This window comes from Sorangium sp. KYC3313 (assembly GCF_052075895.1).
GTDB lineage: Bacteria > Myxococcota_A > Polyangia > Polyangiales > Polyangiaceae > Sorangium > Sorangium cellulosum_B.
On record NZ_CP197255.1, the window covers coordinates 10317138 to 10339280 of the forward strand.

The window sequence follows — 22143 nt, forward strand, 5'->3', positions numbered from 1 at the left end:
AACTGCTGAAGACGAGCCGAAAATGCGGTAGAGTTCACGTCATGAACCACCGCGATCGGATTGTGCGAGATCCTCTCGTCTGCGGGGGGGGAGCCAGGGGTCCCCCGACTCCGGCGTATGGGCGGCGGCTCAGGTGGACAAGCCGTTTTCTGATCACGCAGGATCTCGATTTCTCGGAGGTGCGGCGGTTCGCCCCTGGAACGCACTGCGGGGTCCTGCTCGTCCGCCTCGCTGATCCAGGCCGGCGCACACTCAAGGCCTGCTGACATGCGCGCCCTTGCGACTCCCGTCGACTCGCTGACGGAACCGCCGCCGAGTTGAACATCGCGCGGTCATTGCCCGATCCACACCTTCGTGACGACCTGCGCGGGGCCGGCCGCGCACGCCGAGCTGCTCCGTCAGCAGGGCCAGAGCGCGGGCGGCGCCCGCGGCGATCTCGAAGCGCTCGCCGAACCGGCGCTCGCCCGCGTGCTGGCGACCGCTCACTGAGCCTTGTCGAGCCTCAGCCATACGTAGGTCGGATAGCCCTCGGCGGTGCAGGTCTGGCTGGAGATGTTGAACTTGACCTTCCGTCCCGCGAGAAACGCCGACAGGAGCGTCCTGTCCATGAGCTGCCGTTCCGCCGCCGGGATCGTCGAGTGCGGGTCGAGATAACCGGTATTCGCGCAGCTCGCCGGGTTCTCCGTGGTGGCGGTGTAGACCCGATATCCGATCCCCGGCACCGTGTCGAGGTTATCGATCACGGTGTAGACGGGGTTCCAGTAGCCCGCGAAGGCGCCGGAGGTGATCGCAAGAGCAGCCGCACCCACAAGACCCATGATGTGAAAGCGCTTCATGATGATAGTCTCCTCGATTCTTGATATGAAAGACGGTCGATCTCAAGGACCCCTGAGAGGTCGGACGGATGACCGGCTGAGCGCCGACACGTGATCTCCCGACGCTTGGCCCCCCTGATTGCCAGAGGTGCCGGCGCCCCGAGGATCCGTGACTCCTGCAAGGCTCGGCGCATCGCTGTCATCGTACGCACGCCGCCGCTCAGTCGTTCGGGGGTGATTGCACGCCCTGTGCCACGTTCAGGGATAGCCCCACTTCGCGGTCCGCCGCGCCCCGCGCGCCGGTCATGGGGTCTCTCGACGTGACATGCGGCCCGAATTCGCGTGATATGTCACGGTTCTCGGCGTGACATGTCACGGTTCCCGGCGTGACATGTCACGGTTCCCGGCGTGACATTCCACGTGGGGGCGCTCGAGGCGACGGCGCCGGCCCGAGGTGTAGCCATAGGATTCCTGCGTTTTTGGAGCTGTCGCGTCGAACCACGGCGCGACCACGCCCGGCACGCGAATTGCTGGTTGTGCCAATCGCCGGCGAGACGCATGCGGCGCCGTCGACGCTGACGCATCGGCGGCAGCACGTCGCACGCGCAGGTCTTGACAGCGTCTCGTCGGCGAGGCAGTCGCGACTTGCGTCCTTCCTCTTGAGACAACCGAAAGGAGCCATCGTGAAGTACCCCATACTGGCCGCCTGCGCCTTGCTGATGACCAGCGCCTGCAGCGGTGAAATCGAGCCGAAAGAAGACCCCACCGGAGAGACGCACGACCAGTTCCGCACCTGGTGGCTCGGGATCGACCACAACGACCTCACGGAAGAAGCGCTCACTTTCCTTTCGGAGGATGTCGCGGACGAGGTCGGCGACCACAACGAGGACACCGACAGCGGATATCCGGAGTACAAGAGCAGGTACCACGTCGACAACTGCCGGATCCCGGACGCCTTCGACAGCATACGTGAGCGATATGCGGACGTCGTGTCCCTCCTCAACCCGGCGAGCCTTTCAAGATACGACGCGAAGCAGGTGTTCGGGACCATCCTGCACACCGTGCAGGACTTTTACGCGCACAGCAACTGGATGGAAGCGGATCAAACGACGCTCTTCGACCAGAACCGCTTCCGGTTTCCGTACGCCGAGCCCGGGAGAATGCTCGGCGGCATGATGGTCCTGACCAACGCGCTGCCCTCGTCGTATACGATCGATCTGCCGGACGGTTCGCGGGTTCCGATCGTGACGGTGGCCGGCTCCACGTCGACCAAGAAGGGGCTCATCACGGGCACCTACGAGGACAACGAAGATTCTTCAATCTGTCCGCCCGAGGCTTCCATCGAGCACGGCGACACCCTCTTTCAGGGCGATTACGACGAGTTCCTGTCGAAGGATGATCCCGACAGCCCGCACCACGACGAAGCCGCCAGCTTCGCCAGGTGGCAGACCAAGGAGGAGTTTTGCCGGCTTGCCCGGCTGGTGCTGCTCCGATACGGCAATCCCGGCCTCGACACCCTGCTCGACGTCTTCGAGGCCAGCAGATCCGGTTATGAAGCGGCGTGCCCCAACGACCGTAGCCTGGTCTCCTCCGTCATCACGTCGACGATTTGAGCTTCACGGGCTCTCCGTCGCGCTCACTCCATCCTCCCGCGGGCCGGGCCCAGTGATCCACGAGGTCGCCGGTGGGGAGAAATGGTCGGCGAAGCCGCAGGGGCCAGGAAATCCAGACGCCAGGCCAGAGCCAAGCTCCTCGTAGCGGCCGTCCCACCGCACAGCCACGTGTTCGGCTCGCCGCCGGTCCACTCGAAGTCCCACATCGCGGGGTCATCGCCCGATCCACACCGTCGTGACGACCTTCGCGCCATCGGGTAGAGTCGGCGAAATGCTCCCTGCCCCGCTCGTCCTGTTCCCGAGCAACCCGCTGCACCCGACCGCGCCGGACAGCGCCTTCGAGGAGGAAGCCCGGCACGCCGCCAGCGCGGGCTTCGACATCGGCCTCATCGACCTCGAGGTGTTCCTCGGCGGCGACGTGAAGCTCCGCCGGGTGCCGGAAGGCCCGGGCGAGGTGATCTACCGCGGCTGGCTCCTGGGCCTCGACGCGTATCGATGCATGAGCGAGGTCGTCGCCGCGCGTGGCCGGCGGCTGATCACGGGACCGGCGGCGTACCAGCACTGCTATCACCTTCCCGAGTGGTACGAGGCGATCGGCGGCGCCGAGCACACAGCGCGGTCGATCTGGATCCCGGGCTCCACGTTCGACCTCGACGCGGTCGTCGTCAAAGTGCGAGATGCGTTCGGATCGGGCGCCGTGATCCTCAAGGACTATGTGAAGTCCCGCAAGCACGAGTGGTTCGACGCGTGCTTCATCCCGGCGGCGGACGACGAGGCCAACGTGCGGCGCGTCGTGGGCAACTTCCTCCGCCTCCAGGACGACCACGTCGTCGGCGGGCTCGTCTTCCGCGAGTTCGTCGAGCTGCGACGCATCGGGCTGCACCCGAAGAGCAGGCTGCCGCTGGTGAACGAGCATCGCTTCTTCGTGCTCGACGGCCGGCCGTTCTACGCGGCACCGTACTGGGCCGACGGTGACTATCCGGGTGAGCCGCCGAGCGCCGACGTCCTCGCGCCCGTGCTCGGCCACGTGCGCAGTCGTTTCTACGCGGCCGACGTCGCCGAGAAGGAAGGGGGCGGCTGGATGCTGGTGGAGCTGAACGACGGCGGGTCGGCGGGCATCCCCGAGGGCGGGGCCGCGGACGCGTTCTACCGGAGCCTGCGCGCGGCGCTCGGCTGAGGAGCGGCCCGTTGCTCGATCCGAAGAACCATCCGCCGCGCGCCGCCACCCGGCGCACGCCCTGAGCGGGCCGTACGCCGGAGGGGGCGCTCACGCGAGCTCCGGCGCGCGCGGCTTGCCCGCGAGGCGCGGCGGCGCAAAGGGTGCCGGCCATGGCGCAAGAGACAGCGTTCGCCCTGTGGCTCATCCCCGGCGGAGCGCCGGCCGCGCGGCTCGAGGAGCTCATCGAGGCGCTCGCCCGGGAGACCGGCGGCCTACCGTTCGCGCCTCACCTCACCCTGCTCGGCGGGCTGCGCGGCGACGGCGGCGCGCTGGCCGCGAGGCTCGGCAGACTGCGCGGCGACGCCGGCGCGCTCCGCCCCGTCGCGCTCGAGGCGCGGGGACCCGCCACCGGCGGCACCCGCCACCAGTGCGTGTTCCTCGACGTGACGCCATCCGAGCCGCTCGCGGCGCTGCGCCGCGCGGCCGAGGCGGCGCTCGGCGCGAGCGAGGCCCCCTTTCGCCCGCACGTGAGCCTCGTGTACGGCGAGCTGCCGGCCGCGCGCCGAAAGGAGCTCGCCGCGGATCCTCGGGTGCTTGCGCTCGCGCACGAGGTGTGGCGGGCCGACCGGCTCGAGCTGTGGGCCGTGGAGGGGCAGACCGAGCGCTGGCGCTGCGTCGAGGGCGTCGCGCTGGAACGCCGGTGAGATCGCGCCGGCGCGGGTGTCATGCCTGCCCACCACGTACCCCGACGCACGGCGCCGCCGCAGGGGAAGCGTCGACGAGGGTTTTCCGCCCTGCGCGCAGATCGCGGCGCGCCGAGGTATGTGATCTCGTGGATCTCGGCTAGCCTAGGGCCCATGGCGATGGCTCCCGTTGCTGTGGGCGACGTTCTCGCGAGCAAGTACCGCGTGGAGCAGATCGTTGGCGCCGGTGCGATGGGCACGATCGTCGCTGCGTGGCACCTGGAGCTGGATCAGCGGGTCGCGATGAAGTTCCTGCACTCGCTGCGGTCGGACGGCGGCGACCCGGCGGAGCGGTTCCGGCGCGAGGCGCGCGCGCTGGCCAGGATCAAGAGCGAGCACGTGGCGCGCGTCCTGGATGTCGGCTCGCTGGAGGGCGGGATGCCCTACATGGTGATGGAGTTCCTGGAGGGGAACGACCTCGCCCACGAGATACGGGCGCGCGGTCCGCTGCCCGTGATGGAGGCCGTCGGGTACATGCTCCAGGCCCTCGACGCGATGGCCGAGGCGCACGCCACGGGGATCGTGCACCGCGATCTCAAGCCGGCCAACCTGTTCCTCTCGCTCCGGCCCGACGGCGACCGGGTCATCAAGGTCCTCGACTTCGGTATCTCGAAGTCGCTGCTCGGCATATCGCGCGACCAGGTCGCGCTGACCCAGACAGCGTCGCTCCTCGGGTCGCCGCTCTACATGTCTCCCGAGCAGGTGCGCTCCGCGAAGGATGTGGATACGCGCGCGGATATCTGGTCGCTCGGCGTGATCCTGTACGAGATGCTGACCGGGCGGACTCCGTACGACGGCGACTCCGTCGCTCAGCTCTTCCACGCGCTGCTCTACGAGAACGCGGCCCCGGTCGCCCAGCTGCGCCCCGACGTCCCGCGCGAGCTGGACGTCGTGGTGATGCACTGCCTCGCCAAGGAGCGCGAGCAGCGGTGGGCGAACGTCGGCGATCTGGCGGCCGCGCTGCTCCCGTTCGGCCCCGCCACGGGCCACATGCACGTCGACCGGGCGCGCCGCATGCTCGGCAGCTCCTCGGACATCGCGCGGCCGTCGCTCCTCCAGGCCGGCGTGCCGAGCGGGGGCGCCCAGGGCACCGGATCGCGCCCGTCCATACCGCACGGGGGCCCGGCCTTCGCGCCGGCCTCGCCGTCGTCGCCGTCCTTCGCGCCGGGCACGCCGTCCTTCGCGCCGGGCACGCCGCCCTTCGCGCCGGGCACGCCGTCCTTCGTGCCGGGCACGCCGCCCTTCGTGCCGCCCTCGCCGACCGCGCCCAACGCGGAGACGGGGCCCACGGTCAACTCGTGGAGCAACTCGGGCCATCCGGTGCGAACGGCCCGCAACGGGGCCCGCGTCGCCCTGGCCATCGCCGCCGGCGCATTGCTGGCAGGGGCCTCGCTCGGCGCCCTGTTCTTCCTGCGCTCCGGGCTCGCCACCGACCCGGAACAGCCCCCCGCAGCCGCGGCTGCGCCCACCGCCGAGGCCACGGCGGCGCCCCCTGCCGAGGCCGCGGCGGCGCCCCCCGCCGAGGCCGCGGCGGCGCCCACCGCCGAGGCCACGGCGAAGGGCGACGCGCGCGAGGCTCCCGGCGCCACCGGCGGCGCGCCGGAGGTGGCCGGCGGTTCACCGGCCCCGACCGCGCCGGCGGCCTCCTCCAGCGCGCCCGCGGCGCCGCCGGCGGCGTCCTCCGGCCCGGCGGCGCCGCTCGCCGCGCATCCGGGCGCGCCTCGGGCGACCGCCACGGCCCGGCCCGTCGAGCGCGCGCAGCCGGACGCGGGAGCGCGCCCGGAGCCGGCGCGGGGCAATTCGATCAGCGACTTCGGCGGGCGGCGCTGAGCGTGGCGCTCGCGTCGATCCGGCGACGGCCCCCGGGGCCGCCGTGGCCAGCTTGGAGGAGAACACGGGACGTATGAGGCGTACGAAACGTCGTCAGCGAAGCATCGCACACTGCGTCGGCCTGGGTCTGTGCGCGGCGTTGATCGCCGGGGGGCTCCCCGCGCGGGCGGAGCCGAGCGCCGCCGACAAGGCGACGGCGGAGGCGCTCTTCGACGCGGCGCTCGACCTGATGAAGCAGGGGCGCAGCGCGGAGGCGTGCCCGCGGCTGGAGCAGAGCCAGCGCATCGATCCGGGCATCGGCACGCTCCTCTACCTGGCCGAGTGCTACGAGAACACCGGCCGCACGGCGAGCGCGTGGGCCACGTTCCGGCAGGCCATGTCGGAGTCGCAGGCCGCGGGGCAAGCCGACCGCGCCCGCAAGGCGCAGGCGAGGGCGGCCCGGCTGGAGCCGGGCCTGTCGAAGCTGAGCATCGGCGTCGCGGCGGAGAACCTCGCGATCGAGGGCTTCAAGGTGCGCTCCGCCGGAAAGGCGGTCGATCCTGCGGTCTTCGGCGTCGCGATCCCCGTAGATCCGGGCGAGATCGCGATCGAGGCGAGCGCCCCGGGCCACGAGACCTGGACGGCGACCGTGAAGCTCGGGGGCGACAGCAAGGGCCCTGCGAGCGTCGATGTCCCGGCGCTCAAGCGGATCGAGGCGCCGCCGCCTGCGCCCGGCGATGCGCTGCCTCCCGAGGCGGCGGGCCCTGCGCCGGCGCGCGGCGCCCCTGCGCCGGCGCCCGCGGCGTCCGGGGGCAACACGGCGCGCTTGATCGGCCTCGTGGTGGGCGGCGCGGGCGTCGTGGGGCTCGGCGTCGGCACGTTCTTCGGCGTGAAGGCCATCTCGAAGAACAGCGACGCGGAGCGCTACTGCAAGGGCGGCAGTACGTGCGAGGACGAGCGCGGCGTCACGCTGACCGAGGAGGCCAAGAGCGCGGCCACCGTGTCGAACGTCGCGTTCGGGCTCGGGGCGGCGGCGGCGATCGGCGGCGCCGTCCTCGTGTTCGTCGTCGCGCCGAGGCAGGCCCCGCCCGTCCAGGTGGGGGCGTTCGTGGACGCGCGCAACGTCGGGTTGCGCGTGGGAGGTACGTTCGAATGAGACGCATGACAGGGCTCCTGTCGCTCGCCCTGCTCGCCCCGCTCTCGAGCCTCGCGTGGCTCGGCTGCCAGGCCATCGCCGGCATCGAGGACCGCACCTTCGACCCGGGCGGCGGGCCGGCGCCCGTGAGCGAGCAATGCGCGTCGTACTGCGCCGACGTGATGGCGAACTGCACGGGAGAGCACCAGGTCTACGCCACGCTGGCGACCTGCCAGGGCGTGTGCGCGCTGCTCCCGGCGGGCGATCCTCTGGAGCCCGTGGGCAACACGGTCGCGTGCCGCGCCCGCCAGGCGGAGCTGGCCGGCGCCACAGGCGAGGTCGGGGTGCACTGTCGGGCGGCGGGCCCGGGCGGCGACGGCGAGTGCGGGAGCAACTGCGAGAGCTACTGCGCGCTGCGGGCCGCGGCGTGCACGCTCGAGGTCGCCACCGAGGAGGAGTGCGTCGCCATGTGCGCCGGGCTCAAGGAAGTGGATACGTTCGACGTCATCGAGAACCACGACGGCGACACGCTGCAGTGCCGCCTCGTGCACGTGAGCTCCGCGACGGTGGACCCCGAGGAGCACTGCCCGCACGCGAGCCTGACGCCGGTGCAGCCCTGCGGCGATCCGGCAGGGACGACGCCGAGCTGCGAGGACTTCTGCCGGGCGGCCATGACGTCGTGCACGGGTGATCTGGCCGTCTACGAGTCGAGAGCGCAATGCCTCCTTGTCTGCTTGGCGCTCCCTCCCGGCGCGACGGAGGACCGGACCGAGAACACCGTGGGCTGCCGCAAGTACCACGCCTACAGCGCCATGCTGGCGCCGACCACCCACTGCCCGCACACGGGGCCTGGCGGAGACGGCCATTGCGGGGCCGACGAGCCGGGCTCGGGCGTGACGGGCAACTGCGTGTCGTACTGCACGCTGTTCGAGGCGGCCTGCAAGCCGACCCTCGGCGAGGCGTACGAGGGCTGGGGCGCGGCGTGCCAGGACGAGTGCAGCGCGATGACGGGCGCCGCCCACGATTCGGGCTACTCCGTGGCGAGCGCCGAGGGCGGCGACACGGTCTCTTGCCGGCTGCTCCACGTGAGCCGCGCGTTCGAGGACCCGGACGAGTGCCTCGCGCTGGCCGACGGGACCGCCTGCCAGTAACGACCCGCGGTGGGCCCACCGCGCTCTGGAGGGCGGGTCGGCGGTTCCGGGCATAGGCGCAAACCGAGCTCGTTCGGTCAGGCCATGAAGAGAGCGGAAGCGAGACGGTGGCTTGCCCTTGCCCTGCTCGGGCTGGCGGCGGCGGGGATCCTGGGCCTCTTGTTGTGGCTCCGCGCCGGAGAGGCGCCGGCGGACGGCCCCGCGCCTCCGGCGAGCGCCGCTTCGACGCGGGGAGCGCGGCGCCTCCGCGCGAGGGACGCGCCGCCGCCGACGCTCGGGAGCATCGCGGGGCGGGTCGCCGATGCGGCCGGCTCGCCCGTCGCCGGAGCGCTCGTGTGCGCCAGCGCGAGCGGCGGAGCGAGCGGACTGACGCCGTTCGATCTGGGCGAGCCGACGTGCGCGCCCGCAGGAGAGGACGGCCGCTACCAGATCGCGGATCTCTCCCCCGCGCGCTGGACGATCTTCGCCTCGGCGCCGGGCCACCGGCCGGCGAGCTACACCTCCCCTGCCCCGGACCGCACGCGCTGGCTCGATCTCCGCCAGGGAGAGGCGCGCACCGGCGTCGATCTGACGCTCGTCCGCGGCGGCGTCGAGATCCGGGGCCACGTCAAGGACGTCAGCGGCGGGCCCATCGCCGGGGCGCTCGTCATGATTCATGGCTTCCTGGGGTCGCACCAGGGCGCCGCGGTGACCCGCTCCGACGCGGATGGCGCCTTCTCCGCGTGGACCGAGGAGGGATACTGCCTGGCGCGCGCCACCGCCGACGGGTACGCCGAGGGGTCGCAGCACGGCATGGCGCCGGGGCCGCCGCTCGAGATCTCGATGACGCCCGGCTCGGTGATCGAGGGGCGGGTCGTCGAGGCGGGGTCGGGCGCGCCGATCGCCGGCGCGACGGTCCGTCCCGGGATGGCGCAGCGGTGGGGCCCCGGGGAGGTGAAACCCGTGTCGAGCGACGCGGAGGGGCGCTTCCGCATCCCGGGCCTGCCGCCCGGGCGGTACAAGCCCACGGCGCGCGCCGCGGGCGGCCATGGCCAGGCGCGCGCGAGCGTGGTGCTCGGGATCGGCCAGACCGCGAGCGAGGTGGTGATCGAGATGCACCCTGCCAGCAGCGTGGCGGGCCGCGTGGAGGTCGCGCCCGGGGGCGGGCCCTGCGCGAGCGGCTCCGTCACCCTGTTTCACGAGGGGAGCGGCTGGCTCCCGACGGTCCTCGGGGCCGACGGTTCGGCGCGCTTCGAGGGGGTGCTGCCCGGCTCGTACCAGGTGGTGGTGCTCTGCCAGGATCACGCGTCGGAGCCGGCCTACCCCGCCGTGGAGGTCGGCGAGGCGGACGTCGAGGGACTCGTGTGGACCGTCCGCGCCGGGCTGTCGCTCCGCGGCCGGGTGGTGGACCGCGAGGACAAGCCTGTGCGCGCCATGGTCCACGCGAGCCCGACCGATATGGGGCGGATGCAGCCGATGCAGCCCGGCCCCGTCGGGCAGAGCGATGACGACGGCCGCTTCGTGCTCCGGGGGCTCCTCCCTGGCAAACACAGGGTCATGGCGCACTCGAACGATCACATTCCGCCCGAACCGGTGATGGTCGAGCTCGTCGATGAGGGCGCTCCCGAGATCACCCTCGTGATGGACAGCGGGGGTCGCGTCGAGGGCACCGTGACCGACGAGGACCGCCGCCCCGTTGCAGGCGCGGACGTCATGCTGAGCGCGCAGCAGCCCGGGTGGGGCGGCCCTCCGAGAAAGTCGCTCGCGGACGGGACATTCGTGATCAAGGGGGTCGCGCCGGGCGCATACCGGATCTGGGCCATGCAGGGGGGTATGCCCATGAGGGCGCCAGGTCAGGCCGGCGGCGGCGACCCCGGGGTCGCGGTCACCGTGAAGGCAGGGGCGGCCGCGCGCGTGAGCCTGGTCGTGGAGCGCCAGAACGGCGAGATCCACGGGCGCGTCGTCGACGGGAGCAGCAGGCCGGTGGCGGACGCGTTCGTCAATGTCCAGCGGGAGCCCGAGGGCGCGGGCGAGCCGGGCGCCCCGGCCCCTCCGCCCCCGCCGCCGGAGAGCATGGGGCCGTACGCGCCGGTGCTCACCGATCCCGACGGGGAGTTCGTGATCGGGAACCTGGGCCGGGGCACGTACACCGTCCAGGCCCAGCGCCGCGGAGGGGGCCGCGCCGCCGTCGAGCACGTCGAGGTCGGCCGCACCGTGACGCTCACGATCCAGGAGACAGGCACCGTCTCCGGCGCCGTCTCCAGCCCCGGCGGCGCGCCGCCCGATCAGTTCACGATCCGCGTCACGGGCCGCGAAGCGCCGTTCTTCCGGAACGAGTCCTTCTCGTTCACGGACGGGGCCTGGACGATGAGCGACCTGCCGGCGGGCAGGTACGATATTGCAGCCGACGCCCCGGAGGGGACGGCCACGGGCGAGGTGACGCTGGCGCAGGGGGAGCAGCGGAGCGGGGTGGTGCTCACGCTCGCCGGGCGCGTCGCGCTCCGGGGTCAGGTGGTGTCGCTGGAGGACGGCGCGCCCATGGCCGGGGTGACGGTGCACGCGTACCCGCGCGCCGGCGGAATGGCGCCCTCGCCGGTGCAGCAGCACGAGGTCACCGACGGAGCGGGTCATTTTCACCTCGACCGCGTGCCCAGAGGTCCCCTCGCGCTCATGCTCATGCCCGCGGATCCGATGAGCTCGGCGTTCGATGCGGCGATGATCCCTGTCGATGTGCAGCCGGGCGCGGAGACCGACGTCGGGCGGTTGTTCATGGCGAAGCGCCGGATGAAGCACGACGAGCCTCCCGGCGATCTCGGGTTCACGGTCGAGCCGCCCCGGTCGCCGATGGATGTGGCCATGCGGCCGCACAAGGTGGTCGAGGTGCGCCGCGACGGTCCGGCCGCGGCGGCGGGCCTGCAGGTGGGAGACGTGATCGTCTCGGTGGACGGCCACGATGTCACCGGCAAGCTGGGGTATCTGGTCGGGCCCCTGCTCCGCGTGCCCGCGGGGACCCGGGTGACCCTCGGGCTCGCGCGCGGGGCGCGCGTGGCCCTTGTGGCCGCGGCGATGCCGCCGCCCCCGGGCGTCGGGCAGGGCGGCATCGAGGCCGCGCCCGGGCCACCGTAGGCGCCGGCCGCTACCTCCCGGTGCCCAAGAGGTCTCGGGGATCTCCCTCATGGACCGTACACGCACGCCGCTCGGGCCCTCGGCGGCGGGTGTCTGTCGGGGCAGCGCTACCCTCCCCGCATGAACGCACCGCCGCTGCCTCGCCTGCGCGCCGTGGACCTGAACCTGCTCACCGTGCTGGACGCCGTGCTCACCGAGCGCAACGTGACGCGGGCGGCCGAGCGCCTCGGCATGACCCAGCCGGCCGTGAGCAGCGCGCTGAACCGGCTGCGCCTGCTGTTCAACGACGATCTCATCGTGCGCCGCGGCAAGGAGATGGCCCCGACGCCGCGCGCCCTCGCGCTCGCCGGCCCGATCCGCAAGGCGCTCGACCTGATCCAGGCATCACTCGCCCACACCGGCGCCTTCGATTGCACGGCGAGCCGCACCTTCAGGCTCGGGATCAGCGACATCGGAGAGGCCCTCCTCTTGCCTCGTTTTCTGCAGTGGCTCGAGCAGCTCGGCGCCCGCGTCCGGCTCGATTTCTGTCGCGAGCCCGGGACCTCGCTGCAAAACGAGATGCGGCTCGGCAAGATCGAGCTCGTCCTGGATCACATCGCCATCCCGGGCGAGGAGTTCCGGCGAACACGCGTGCTCGACCTCGAGTTCGTCACTCTGGTGCGCCAGGATCATCCGACCGTCGGCCCCTCGCTGACCCTCGACGAGTACATGGCGCTCGAGCACGTGATCATCGAGCCGCGCGAGGGCCAGACCAACCTGGCAGAGCAAATCCAGGCCGCCGTTGGGCGAGCCCGGTGCGTGCGGGTGCAGGTCCCCCGCTATCTCTCGATGCCGTTCATCGTCTCGCAGTCGAACCTCGTCTGCACGTTGCCGCTCCCCCTGGCGCGGCTGTTCGAGCAGCACTTCCCCGTGCGGGTGGTGAGCTGTCCGCTCCCCCTCCAGCCGATCCCGCTGTTCATGATGTGGCATGCCTGTCAGGACGGCGACCCGGCCCACGAGTGGCTCCGGCGATCCCTCATCGAGCTCTGCAGCCGCATCTGACGCGTCCCACGCGGGCGGGCTCGGCCGGGACAGAGACGGGCGGCCGCGGATTCGGCGGAATATTCACGCCGGCAATCTGCCTCATACCATTTGCTGATTGGGCTTTTCGGTGGCCGCCCCCATGAAGCCACGTGCAACAGGGAGCCATGACATCGTGAAAGCCATCTCATTCGGCGGCCGGACGAGGGGTCGAGCCGGGACCCTCCAAATCCTCGGCAGCGATCGCGCGGCCCGTATCGAGGCCGGAGAAACGCTGCTCAGCGCAGCCGTGCGCGGGAATATCCCGTTTCCACACATGTGCAGCGTGGGCGAGTGCGGCACGTGCAAGTGCCGCCTCATCAAGGGGCATATCCGACTCAAGAGCGATATCTCGCGCCACGTCGCGCCCGAGGAGATCTCTGCCGGCTTCGTGCTCGCCTGCCAGAGCCTGGCCGTGTCGGAGGACGTGGCGGTCGAGGTCCCGGGGGTGGGCCGCCGGCGCGCGACGGATCGAGCGCCGGCGCAGATCGACGCGAGCGTCGCGCGCGTGACGCGGCTCGCGCCCAGCATCGTCGCGCTCGAGGTCGACCTCGCCGCGGACGTCCGCTACGTGGCCGGGCAGATGGCACAGCTCACGGTTCCCGGCGTCCCGGGGCTCGGCGAGCCGCGCTGTTACTCGTTCGCCGAGGCGCCGGGTCGGGCCTCGCCGCGCAGGGCGCTCTTTCATATCCGCCACGTGCCGGGCGGCGCCTTCACCGGTTGGCTCTTCGGGGCCGATCGCACGGGCGCGCGCCTCTGCTTTTCGGGGCCCCACGGCAGCTTCCGCTATCACGAGGCCGATCGGCCGCTCCTCTGCGTGGCAGGAGGCACCGGGCTCTCTCCGATCAAGGCGATCCTGGAGCAGGGGCTCTCGGATGGGCTCGCCCGCGACGTGACGCTGGTCGTCGGCGCGCGCACCCGGCAGGATCTCTATGCGCTCGACGCCATCGCGTCGATCGAGGAGCGATGGCGAGGTCGATTCGTCTTCATCCCCGTGCTCTCGCACGAGCCCGAAGGCTCGAGCTGGACAGGGCGTAAGGGGCACGTCACCGACCACCTGCGTGAGGTCGCCGCGGGCCACGCCGATTGCGCGGCTTACGTGTGCGGGCCGCCCGGGATGATCGACGCCGTGCTCGACGTGCTGCGCGGCGAGATCCCGCGGATGCACTTGCATCACGACAGATTCCTGGACCGCGGCTCGGTGGCTCACGCCGCCGCTGCGGTCGCCTGAGCCAGGCCACGACGCTCGAAAGGAGAGCCCTCATGCTCCACGGTACGGTGTTCGTCCTCGTCTTCCTCGCGCTCTTTGCCGCCCTCGAGCTCGCGCTCGGCCTGTATCGGCGCACAGGCGTGCTCACCATGCGGGAGCTCGGCGCGAGCCTCGTGTCCGTCGGCGCCTACCTCGTGATCCGCGGCGCGTCCTTCGTCGCCGTGACCTGGGCGCTCGGGGCGCTCTGGCCCGCCTCCGAGGGCGCGCTCGCCGGCGTGAGCTCCTGGCTGGTGTTCCCGATCTACGTGCTCCTCGATGAATACGGGATCTACTGGGTACACCGCAAGAGCCATGAGCTGCCCTGGCTCTGGCGGATCCACAAGCCGCACCACGTGCCGCGCAACATGAACATCGCGGTCACGTACCGGGAGAACTGGAGTTGGCATGTCCTGTTGCCGGGCACGTGGATGGCCCCGCTCGTCGTCTGGCTCGGCCACCCTGGCGTCTATATCGTGGGATTGGCCTTCAGGACGATGATCGTGCTGGCGGAGCACAGCGATCTCCGCTGGGACCTGCACCTCCAGCGGAGCCGCTCCACGCGCCCTGTCATGCGGATCCTCGAGCGCATCGTCTCGCTGCCCGACACGCACCATGTGCACCACGGGGTCGGCCGCTTCGGCAATGCCACGAAGAACTATGGCGCCGCCCTCATTTGCTTCGATTGGATCCACGGCACGCTCATGATCCCGCACGCGCGCCAGGAGGGCTTCGGGCTCCCCGAGGGCGCGCCGGTCGAGCCCTGGGCCGAGCAGCTCTTCTGGCCGTTCGTGCGCTCGACGAAGGAGAAGGCGGCTCGTCGCCGGCCGATCGAACCGACGTCGCCGGATGCCGAGGTCGCCGGGGCAGAGGCGGTGATTTACACCGCCGATGGCCGCGCTGTCGTCGTGAGGTGAGCCCTGCCAGACGGCGCGCCCGGCGCGCCCCGCCTCACGGCGGCATGACGAACGACGCCGGCCCCGCCACGGCGGGGGACGGGTCCTTCCGGTAGCGCTCTGCCAGCAGCTCGCGCCGGTCCGCGGTCCAGCCGTTCTTCGGCGACGCCGCCTGCACGAGCGCCTCCAGCGCCAGCCGGCGCAGCCGCGGATCGGGGCTCCCCCGGAGCTCCTGCTCGAGCTGCGACGGGTGGGCGCAGCCGTGCACCGCGGACATCGCCGCGACCATCGCGTCGTGGTGCAAGAGGTCCCGCCGGCCGAGCTCCGCGAGCGCCTGTCCGAGCGCCTTCCAGGGAAGGAGGCGCGCCGCGAGCCCCAGGTACTGGGGCACGGCCAGGGCGTCCGCCTTGAGCGCGGCGAGCAGCCCCTCTCCGACGGCGACGTGGTGCTTCGCGGCGTACGAGCCGAGCCGCGCCGAGAGCACGGGCAGGAACGCCACGAGGTGCCGGCGCCTCGGCGAGAGCTCCGCGAGCCGCTGGACGACGGTCGCGACCTCCCCCGGCTGCATCCTGGCGAGCGCCGCGGACAGCGCCTCCGCCGCCTCCTCGGGCGCGGGCGCGGCCATGTGCTCGATCAGCCGGCGGAAGAGCGACCGCGCCTCGTCCCGGAGCGGCAGGTACGCGCCGCGCCGGAGCAGGTCGAGCCGCGCCTCCGGCTCCGCCCGCCCGAGGATCGCGGCGAGCAGGTCCACCACGCGCCGTTCGGCCTCGGTCGACAGCCTGCCGAGCGGGATGTCCGCGAGCTTCGAGGCCACGATCCAGTCGGGATCCCGGGCGGCGCGGCCGAAGACGTCCCAGGTCTCGGGCTTGTCCAGGTGGTCCCAGAGCGCCCGGAGCAGCGCGATCCGCACGTCGCGGTGGGTCTTCGGGGCGTCCAGCCGGAGCAGGTCGCGGTAGGCGTCGTCGCCGCCCAGCTCGCCGAGCAGGCGCACGACCTCCTTGGCCACGGTCACCTTCGTGGTCGGCACCGCCCGGAGCTCGGCGAGCACCCGCTCCCGGGACATCTCCGCGAACGCCTTCCGGAGCGCGTAGATCGCCCAGCGCGCGCGATCGTCGCCCAGGCACTCGATCAGGACGGGGACGCCCTGGCCGGCGTCGAGCCACGGCAGGCCCCGGATGGCCATCTCGCGCAGGGGCGGCCTCGGATCCGAGGCGAACGGGGTGATCGCCGACGCGTCGACGTACGCGAGCCGGACCAGCGCGGAGATCGCGAACCGCAGCGTGGGGACATCGCACGTCTCGTCGCCGAGCAACGCGCGGAGGCCGGCGGCGTACTTTTCCTGCTGCCTCGCCGTCCAGCGGCCGTGGCCCCCACCGAAGTCGAGCACCCAGCGCGTCTTGCCCGTGGCGAACCTGCCGGTCATGGGCTGCGCCCGGTCGAGCAGGGGGTCCAGGAGATCCTGGCGCTTCTGGCTCACGTGCCGGGCGACGGTCGCGATCAGCACGAAGCTCCTGTCCTCGCGCAGCAGCGCGGGCACGAGCCGCGCGAACCGCGGCCTGTCGTGGGCGCGCAGGAGGCCGAGCGCGCCCGCCGCGACGCCGACGAACGGGAGCTCGCGGGACAGCCGCTCGAGCGCCTCGAGCAGCGGCGTGACCACCCTGAGGCGGATGCCGAGGCTCTGCGCGAGCGAGAGCACCGCCCCTGCCCGCTCGCCGGTGCACCACGCGCCCGCGAGCTGCGCGAGCGCCGGGCTGAGCCGCTCGGCCTCCGCCGGGGTCAGCTCCTCCCCGAGGCCCTCCGTCGAGACCGAGCCGCGCACCGCGAGGATCTTCGCGAGCCAGCGCGCCCCCCACGCCCCGTCGATGCGGAACAGGCGGACCACGAGCCGCTCCACGGCCGAGGCCGTGGCGTGGGACAGGTCCGCTGCGTCGAGCGCGTCCTGCGCCACGGCGCCCGCGGCTTCCAGGTGCTCCTGCGCGAACCGGCCGAGGGGCAGCGCGGCGAGGGCGCCGATCATCGCCCGCCGCACCGGATCCTGCTCGAACTTGCGGGCGCGCACGTTCGCGAGGGCGTCCGCGAGCGCGCCCCGGTCGTGCAGGACGCTCGCGACGAGCAGCGCCTGTGCCTTCGCCCGCTCGTCGCCCTCCGGGTGCCCGAGGAGCGGCGCGAGCACCTCCTTCGCCTCGGCGAAGGACAGGAGGCGCGCGTAGCTCATCCGCCGGTCCGGCTTCGAGACGAGCGACGGGCAGCTCGTGAGGTGCCGCCTCGCCTCGCGCTCGCGCAGGTCGCGGGGCAGCGCGTCGAGCACCTCGGGCGCGATCGTGCCGTCGGTGGCCTGCGCCGCGCACGACCAGCGCGCGAAGGCCCGCTCCCGGAGCGTCTGCTCCTTGGCCGACTCGGCCTTCACGTAGCGGAACAGGAAGGCGCCGTAGCCCCCGGCCCCTCCGAGCAGGAAGGCCCGCAGGACCGCCTGCTGGTCGTCGGGGCCGAGCCGCAGGAACCACCGCGGGCCCAGCTTGCCGTCGCTCAGCGCGCCCCAGGCGTGGCGGATGAGGTAATCGAGGCGCTCGGCGCCGAGGGCGGGCGCGCCCTTGTCGAAGCGCACCACACCGAAGACGCCGGGCGGGCGCGCGGGTCGCCCGCTCTCGTGGCGCGCCTTGAGGAGGTCGAACGTGGCGGCCGGGCGCGATCGGGCCAGGAGGTGCAGGGAGCCGGCGAGGAACGAGGGCTCCTCGCCGCGCTCGAAGAGGGCCTGGATCAGCGGCAGCGCCGCGTCGGGTGCGCGCCGGGCGAGCGGGACGAGCAGCGGCGCGAGGCGGTAGCGCAGGCGAGCGTCGAGGGACTTGGAGCGGGCGATCGCCTCCCCGAACCAGCGCGCCGCGGCCGCGGGGTGCCTCACGCCGAGCCGATCGAGGCAGCTCGGGCCGCCCGCCTCGTCGATGGCGTGCCGGTGCGCCGACACGAGCGCCTCGGAGCCGAACGGGAGCAGATCCACGATCAGCGGATCGCGCCCCGCCTGCATGCGCGCGCCGAGGAACGCGTCCACGGCGGCCTGGCGCTTCCGCCGCGCGAGCTGGGCGACGGTGCGCCGGAGGGTGCGGCGCTCGAGGAGGGCGCCGAGCGCCGCGAGCGCCTGCGCGTCGTCGCAGAAGCGGGCGACCATGCGGCTTGCGCGCCGCCGCACGGAGCGGGACGGGTCGGAGACGGCCGCGACGACGCGCGCGCCGTCGCCCGAGCCGTAGACACTCATGAGCGCGAGGAGCCGCTCGTAGGGCTGCGCGCTGCTCCAGAGCGCGCCGAGGAGCGCGCTTGCGCCGGCGTCGCCGCGCGCGGCGGCGCGGCCCAGCTCCACCACGCGTCGGACGCGATCGTAATGGGCCAGCGGCTCGATGTCGGCGAGGAAGGAAGCGGCATCCATGGAGGGCGATCATAGCGCCCCGGGGCCGGAGGCTCGCAAGGCCGAGCGCGGCGACGCTCCGGAGCGTCGACACCCTCCGGTTTGAGTTTCATCTCTCCCGGGAGGCTGTCGACACCCTCCGGTTTGAGTTTCATCTCTCCCGGGAGGCTGTCGACACCCTCCGGTTTGAGTTTCATCTCTCCCGGGAGGTTGTCGACACCCTCCGGTTTGAGTTTCATCTCTCCCGGGAGGCTGTCGACACCCTCCGGTTTGAGTTTCATCTCTCCCGGGAGGCTGTCGACACCCTCCGGTTTGAGTTTCATCTCTCCCGGGAGGCTGTCGACAGGTCCGGGCCGCGATGGGTCGACCCGGGCCGGGTCGCGCGCGCCTCACTTCCAGTTGACGGTGGCCCAGCCGCGGGCAGGAACGCTGAACTGGAGCTTCTTGCCGGCCACGCCGAGGGTGGTCGCCTTCGCGGAGCTGCCCGAGTTGTAGATGACCGTGACGATGCTGCCGTCCGGGTTCTTGAACGCCAGCGCGTCGCCGCCGGTCGTGTTGACGCGCATCGCGCCGGGATCGACGTACTGCGAGACGTGGCGGAAGACGTAGTAGGCAGGGGTCAGCACCAGCTCCTTGGTGTCGGCTTTCACGTTGAGGAGCGCGTTCTGGGGCCACGGCCGCTGCGAGTCGATGTTCTTCCCCACGGGGTCCAGCACCATGTTCCAGGCGCTGTACGAGTTCACCCCCGCCTTGATCCAGTCGCGGATGAGCCCCCAGCTCTCCTGCCCGTACGCGTGATCGTTCGCTGCCGTGTCCGGGTTGAACGCCGGCACGCCCGGAGGGTTCCAGTTGTAGTTGCCGCACTGGTGCTCCGTTTGCACGATCGGCAGATTCCGCGATTTCAGGCCGTTCACGCTGCCCCGCATGTTCCACTGCAGCCCGAAGCCCTTGACGTACTTCATCGCGGTGGCATCGCCGGTCACGGCGCTGAGGATCTGCGGGTCCGCCGCGTCGTTGGACATCGTGCCGAGGAAGATCTGCGCCTTGATCCCGCGCTCTTCGAACGTCGGTCCGAGGTAGGTGCCGATGAACTTGGCCATGAGCTGCCCCGTCCACCCGCAGCTCGGATACCTCGTCTCGTAGGTCGGCTCGTTCTGGGGGTGGACCGCCTCGATGGTCATGCCCTCCGCGGCGTACGCCTCCACGAACTTCGCGAAGTACAGGGCATGCGCCTTCAGGGTGTTCGCGTCGTCCTTCATCTTGCCACCATCGAAGGCGCCGTTGCTCTTCATCCAGGTGGGGGGCGTCCAGGGGCTGGCCCAGAGGTGGAGGCCGGGCCTCACGGCGAGCGCCGCCTTGATGAACGGGATCAATTTCTCCTTGTCCCGCGCGATGGAGAAGCTCTCCATCGTGAAATCATCTTTCTTCTCGTTGAGGCTATAGCGGTCCATCGCATAGTCGCTGGCCCCCATGGGGATGCGCCCGTAGGAGAACCCTGCGCCCTCGTTCTTATCGAAGAGAAGCTTGATGGCTCGCTGCCGCTCGGCCTCGCTGAGCATCGAGAGCATGTTCCAGCCCATCTCGTTGAAGGAGCCGCCGAAGCCATCCCATCGCTGCTGCGTTGCCGCGTCGTCGACGGTCACGTCGGCATTGCCGCTCGTCACTTCCGTCGGCGTCCCGATCTTCCAGTACTCGTTCGCGCCCGAGGTGATCAACGTGGGCTCGACAACGTCGGGCTCACCGCCGCCGGTACCGGAAGACGAGCCGCCGCCGCCGTCTCCGCCCGGATCGCCGCCCGCACCGTCCGAACCGGTCGAGCCGCCCGTCCCCGCGCCGCTGCCTGCCGTCCCGCTCCCGCTCGCGTTTCCGCTCCCGCTCCCGCTCGCGTTTCCACTCCCGCTCCCGCTCGCGTTTCCGCTCCCGCTCCCGCTGCTGCCCGCACCCGCACCGGGGCCGCCCGAGCTCTCGGGTTCTTCCGGGCCGCTCGAAGAACCGCAACCCACCAGGAGAAACGCGAGCAATATGCCGGCGGTCGAACCGCGTGCCCTGTTCATCACAAAAATCCTCCATCCCAGGGGTGCAACCCCTTGGCGGTGCCTGCAGCAGGCGTCAGAAAGTGGCCGTCCTATATGCCCAGAAGGCCCCACGGTGATCGGGCGGGTGGGATAAAAGGCAGCAAGCTCCACGTCGATGACCCGGCGCACGCACGCGCCATGCGCTCGCGTCACGTCTCCCGTGCCGAAGGTCCGCGTCGACGTCGCGGATGGCACGGCGGCACGCGTTCCAGATCGTGCACAGCGGATCCAACCCGGCCGTACGATTGCTGGGTTTCGATGCGCGTGTTAGCGTCGGCCCCCGATGCGAACCGCGGTTTTCGCCCTCGCCCTCCTGGCCGGCTGCGGGGGCGCATCCGGGGCGGCGCCCGGCGCGGCCCTCTCCCCCTCCTACGCGACGAGCCTGGGCTCCACGTCGGCGAGCATGCCCAGCAGGCTGCCCGCGCCGGCGTTGCCCAGCCGGGCTTCGGTCCAAACCGATCTGGTCGTCCGCCCCGACGTGCTCGTCCTCGGCTTCGCGCTCCAGGAGACCGACGCCGATCCGCAGCGCGCCCTCACCGCGGCGAAGGCTTCGGTGGAGGACCTGGAGCGGCAGTTCAAGGAGGCGACCGGCGGCGCATCCACGGTGAAGATGCTGGGCGCGTCGTTCACCACGGTCTTCACCGAGAAGGCGGAGAGCGAGGGCGACGCCGTATCGGCCGCTGTCGACGGCGTGATCGAGGTGCGCCTCGCCCCCGAGCTCGACTTCTGGGCGAGGAGCCGGCTGGCCGCAGCCGTGGCGCAGGTCAGGCGCGAGGTGAGCGCCGCGGTGCAGGCGGCGAAGGACGGGCGGCGCGGGGCCACCTTCGGGCAGCCTCGGGCCGAGGTGAAGGAGCCGGAGGCGCACCGCGCGCAGCTGACCGAGCAATGGCTCCGGAGGGCGCGATCGTTCGCGGAGGCGGCGCAGGCGGCGTCGGCGCCGCTCCTGCTGGTGGACTGCGCGCCGCCGGGGGCCATCGAGCAGCGGCCCATCTCGCTGCTGGAGGTGGGGCTCTCGCTGTCGGTCGCGTGCCGCCTGGACGCGCTCTCCGCAGAGCCGAAGCGCGACTGACGGCCTCCGGGCGGTTCACCCCCGGCCGTCCGTCGTCGGGCAGGACATCACCCGGCGATCAGCCGGAACACGGGGAGCTCTGGCCGACATGTGAACCGCACAGGAAGGACGCTTGTGCCGACACCGCGGCTCACGTACACCCTGCCATGGGCCGTGTCGTACATGCCCGAGCGAAATCGGCCCGATCCAGGCGGAACCCACACCGCCGTTCCGAGCGCTCGGATCTGTCCTCCATGCGTATGCCCCGCGAGGCCCAGATCGAAGCGCGGCGCGCCGGGAGGGAGCGTCTCGAAGACGCCGGGCGCGTGCGTGAGAAAGAGCCGAGCCGGAGCGGACGGCACGCTCGCCAGGGCGGCGCGCAGATCGGCGTTCCCGCTGCAGAAATCGTCCGTCGCGACGATGGAGACGCCGCGCTTCAGCAGCACCGACTCGTTCCCGAGGAGCCTGGCTCCGGCGCGCGCGTACACCTCGCTCAGCCTCCGCAAAGGGACGTGCCCCCAGTGTTCCCAGTTGCCGACGGTGGCGAGGACCTCACGCCCCGGCGCGGCGAGGCTGCGGCAGAACTCCTCCAGCACGCCGAGCGCGCCCTCGCCCTCGATCGAGTCGCCGGTCAGCACGACGAGATCGGGCGCCAGCCCGCGGATGGCGGCGATGGCCTTCTCGTGGACGCTGCCCAGCGCGCGCAGGTGGATGTCAGAGAGGTGAGCGATCCGAAACCCCTGGAGCGCGGCCGGGAGCTGGGGGATCGGGACATCGTGCTCGGCGACATCGAGCCAGGAAGGTTCGATGGCGATCCCGTCGAAGGCGGCAATCCCTGCAGCGCAGCAGCTGGCGTGGAGGAAGGCTCGGCGGGTGACCGGCTGGACCATCC

16 protein-coding genes are annotated in these 22143 nt (G+C 71.8%); 12 read left to right on the forward strand and 4 right to left on the reverse strand.

Going from position 1 to position 22143, the window contains the following annotated elements; translation table 11 throughout:
* Positions 1–354 precede the first annotated feature (354 nt).
* Positions 355–489, forward strand: a complete 135-nt coding sequence (locus tag ACSRUE_RS39130) for a hypothetical protein (protein WP_441288014.1) — start codon at positions 355–357, stop codon at positions 487–489.
* Here the strand turns inward: ACSRUE_RS39130 and ACSRUE_RS39135 are convergent.
* Complete coding sequence (locus ACSRUE_RS39135) at positions 483–836, reverse strand: hypothetical protein (RefSeq protein ID WP_437769273.1); 354 nt, start codon at positions 834–836, stop codon at positions 483–485. The two genes, ACSRUE_RS39130 and ACSRUE_RS39135, sit on opposite strands and share 7 nt — an antisense overlap.
* 662 nt (positions 837–1498) lie before the next feature.
* Here ACSRUE_RS39135 and ACSRUE_RS39140 point away from each other — a divergent pair.
* The 10 genes from ACSRUE_RS39140 (at position 1499) to ACSRUE_RS39185 (ending at position 14752) form a co-directional block, all read left to right on the forward strand.
* On the forward strand, positions 1499–2428 hold the full coding sequence (locus ACSRUE_RS39140) for a hypothetical protein (protein ID WP_437769274.1): 930 nt from the start codon (positions 1499–1501) through the stop codon (positions 2426–2428).
* 271 nt (positions 2429–2699) lie between these two features.
* Positions 2700–3605, forward strand: coding sequence for an ATP-grasp domain-containing protein (locus ACSRUE_RS39145; RefSeq protein ID WP_441288015.1), 906 nt, complete (start codon positions 2700–2702; stop codon positions 3603–3605).
* A gap of 152 nt (positions 3606–3757) precedes the next feature.
* The gene (locus ACSRUE_RS39150) at positions 3758–4291 is read left to right on the forward strand and encodes a 2'-5' RNA ligase family protein (RefSeq protein ID WP_441288016.1); all 534 of its coding nucleotides are present in this window, start codon (positions 3758–3760) and stop codon (positions 4289–4291) included.
* Between the two features lie 159 nt (positions 4292–4450).
* Entirely contained in the window at positions 4451–6160 is a 1710-nt protein-coding gene (locus ACSRUE_RS39155) for a protein kinase domain-containing protein (RefSeq protein ID WP_441288017.1), read from the forward strand.
* Positions 6161–6233: 73 nt separating this feature from the next.
* Positions 6234–7295 (forward strand): tetratricopeptide repeat protein, encoded by a 1062-nt coding sequence (locus ACSRUE_RS39160; protein ID WP_441288018.1) that lies wholly within the window; start codon positions 6234–6236, stop codon positions 7293–7295.
* A complete protein-coding gene (locus tag ACSRUE_RS39165; protein WP_441288019.1) occupies positions 7292–8425 on the forward strand; it encodes a hypothetical protein in 1134 nt (377 codons plus the stop codon). Before ACSRUE_RS39160 ends, ACSRUE_RS39165 begins: the two co-directional genes overlap by 4 nt.
* A gap of 84 nt (positions 8426–8509) precedes the next feature.
* Positions 8510–11530, forward strand: coding sequence for a carboxypeptidase regulatory-like domain-containing protein (locus ACSRUE_RS39170; RefSeq protein WP_441288020.1), 3021 nt, complete (start codon positions 8510–8512; stop codon positions 11528–11530).
* Positions 11531–11650: 120 nt separating this feature from the next.
* Entirely contained in the window at positions 11651–12571 is a 921-nt protein-coding gene (locus tag ACSRUE_RS39175) for a LysR family transcriptional regulator (RefSeq protein ID WP_441288021.1), read from the forward strand.
* Between the two features lie 121 nt (positions 12572–12692).
* A complete protein-coding gene (locus ACSRUE_RS39180) occupies positions 12693–13820 on the forward strand; it encodes a 2Fe-2S iron-sulfur cluster-binding protein (RefSeq protein WP_441288022.1) in 1128 nt (375 codons plus the stop codon).
* Positions 13821–13852: 32 nt separating this feature from the next.
* Positions 13853–14752, forward strand: a complete 900-nt coding sequence (locus ACSRUE_RS39185; RefSeq protein ID WP_441288023.1) for a sterol desaturase family protein — start codon at positions 13853–13855, stop codon at positions 14750–14752.
* 34 nt (positions 14753–14786) lie between these two features.
* Here ACSRUE_RS39185 and ACSRUE_RS39190 read toward each other — a convergent pair whose 3' ends face one another.
* Positions 14787–18149, reverse strand: a complete 3363-nt coding sequence (locus ACSRUE_RS39190; protein WP_441288024.1) for a HEAT repeat domain-containing protein — start codon at positions 18147–18149, stop codon at positions 14787–14789.
* 368 nt (positions 18150–18517) lie between these two features.
* On the reverse strand, positions 18518–20182 hold the full coding sequence (locus ACSRUE_RS39195) for a glycoside hydrolase family 30 protein (RefSeq protein WP_441288025.1): 1665 nt from the start codon (positions 20180–20182) through the stop codon (positions 18518–18520).
* 304 nt (positions 20183–20486) lie between these two features.
* On the opposite strand from ACSRUE_RS39195, the gene ACSRUE_RS39200 reads away from it, so the two are divergent.
* Positions 20487–21272 (forward strand): hypothetical protein, encoded by a 786-nt coding sequence (locus tag ACSRUE_RS39200; RefSeq protein WP_441288026.1) that lies wholly within the window; start codon positions 20487–20489, stop codon positions 21270–21272.
* Positions 21273–21319: 47 nt separating this feature from the next.
* On the opposite strand, the gene ACSRUE_RS39205 is transcribed toward ACSRUE_RS39200, so the two are convergent.
* Entirely contained in the window at positions 21320–22141 is an 822-nt protein-coding gene (locus ACSRUE_RS39205; RefSeq protein WP_441288027.1) for a metallophosphoesterase, read from the reverse strand.
* Positions 22142–22143 lie beyond the last annotated feature (2 nt).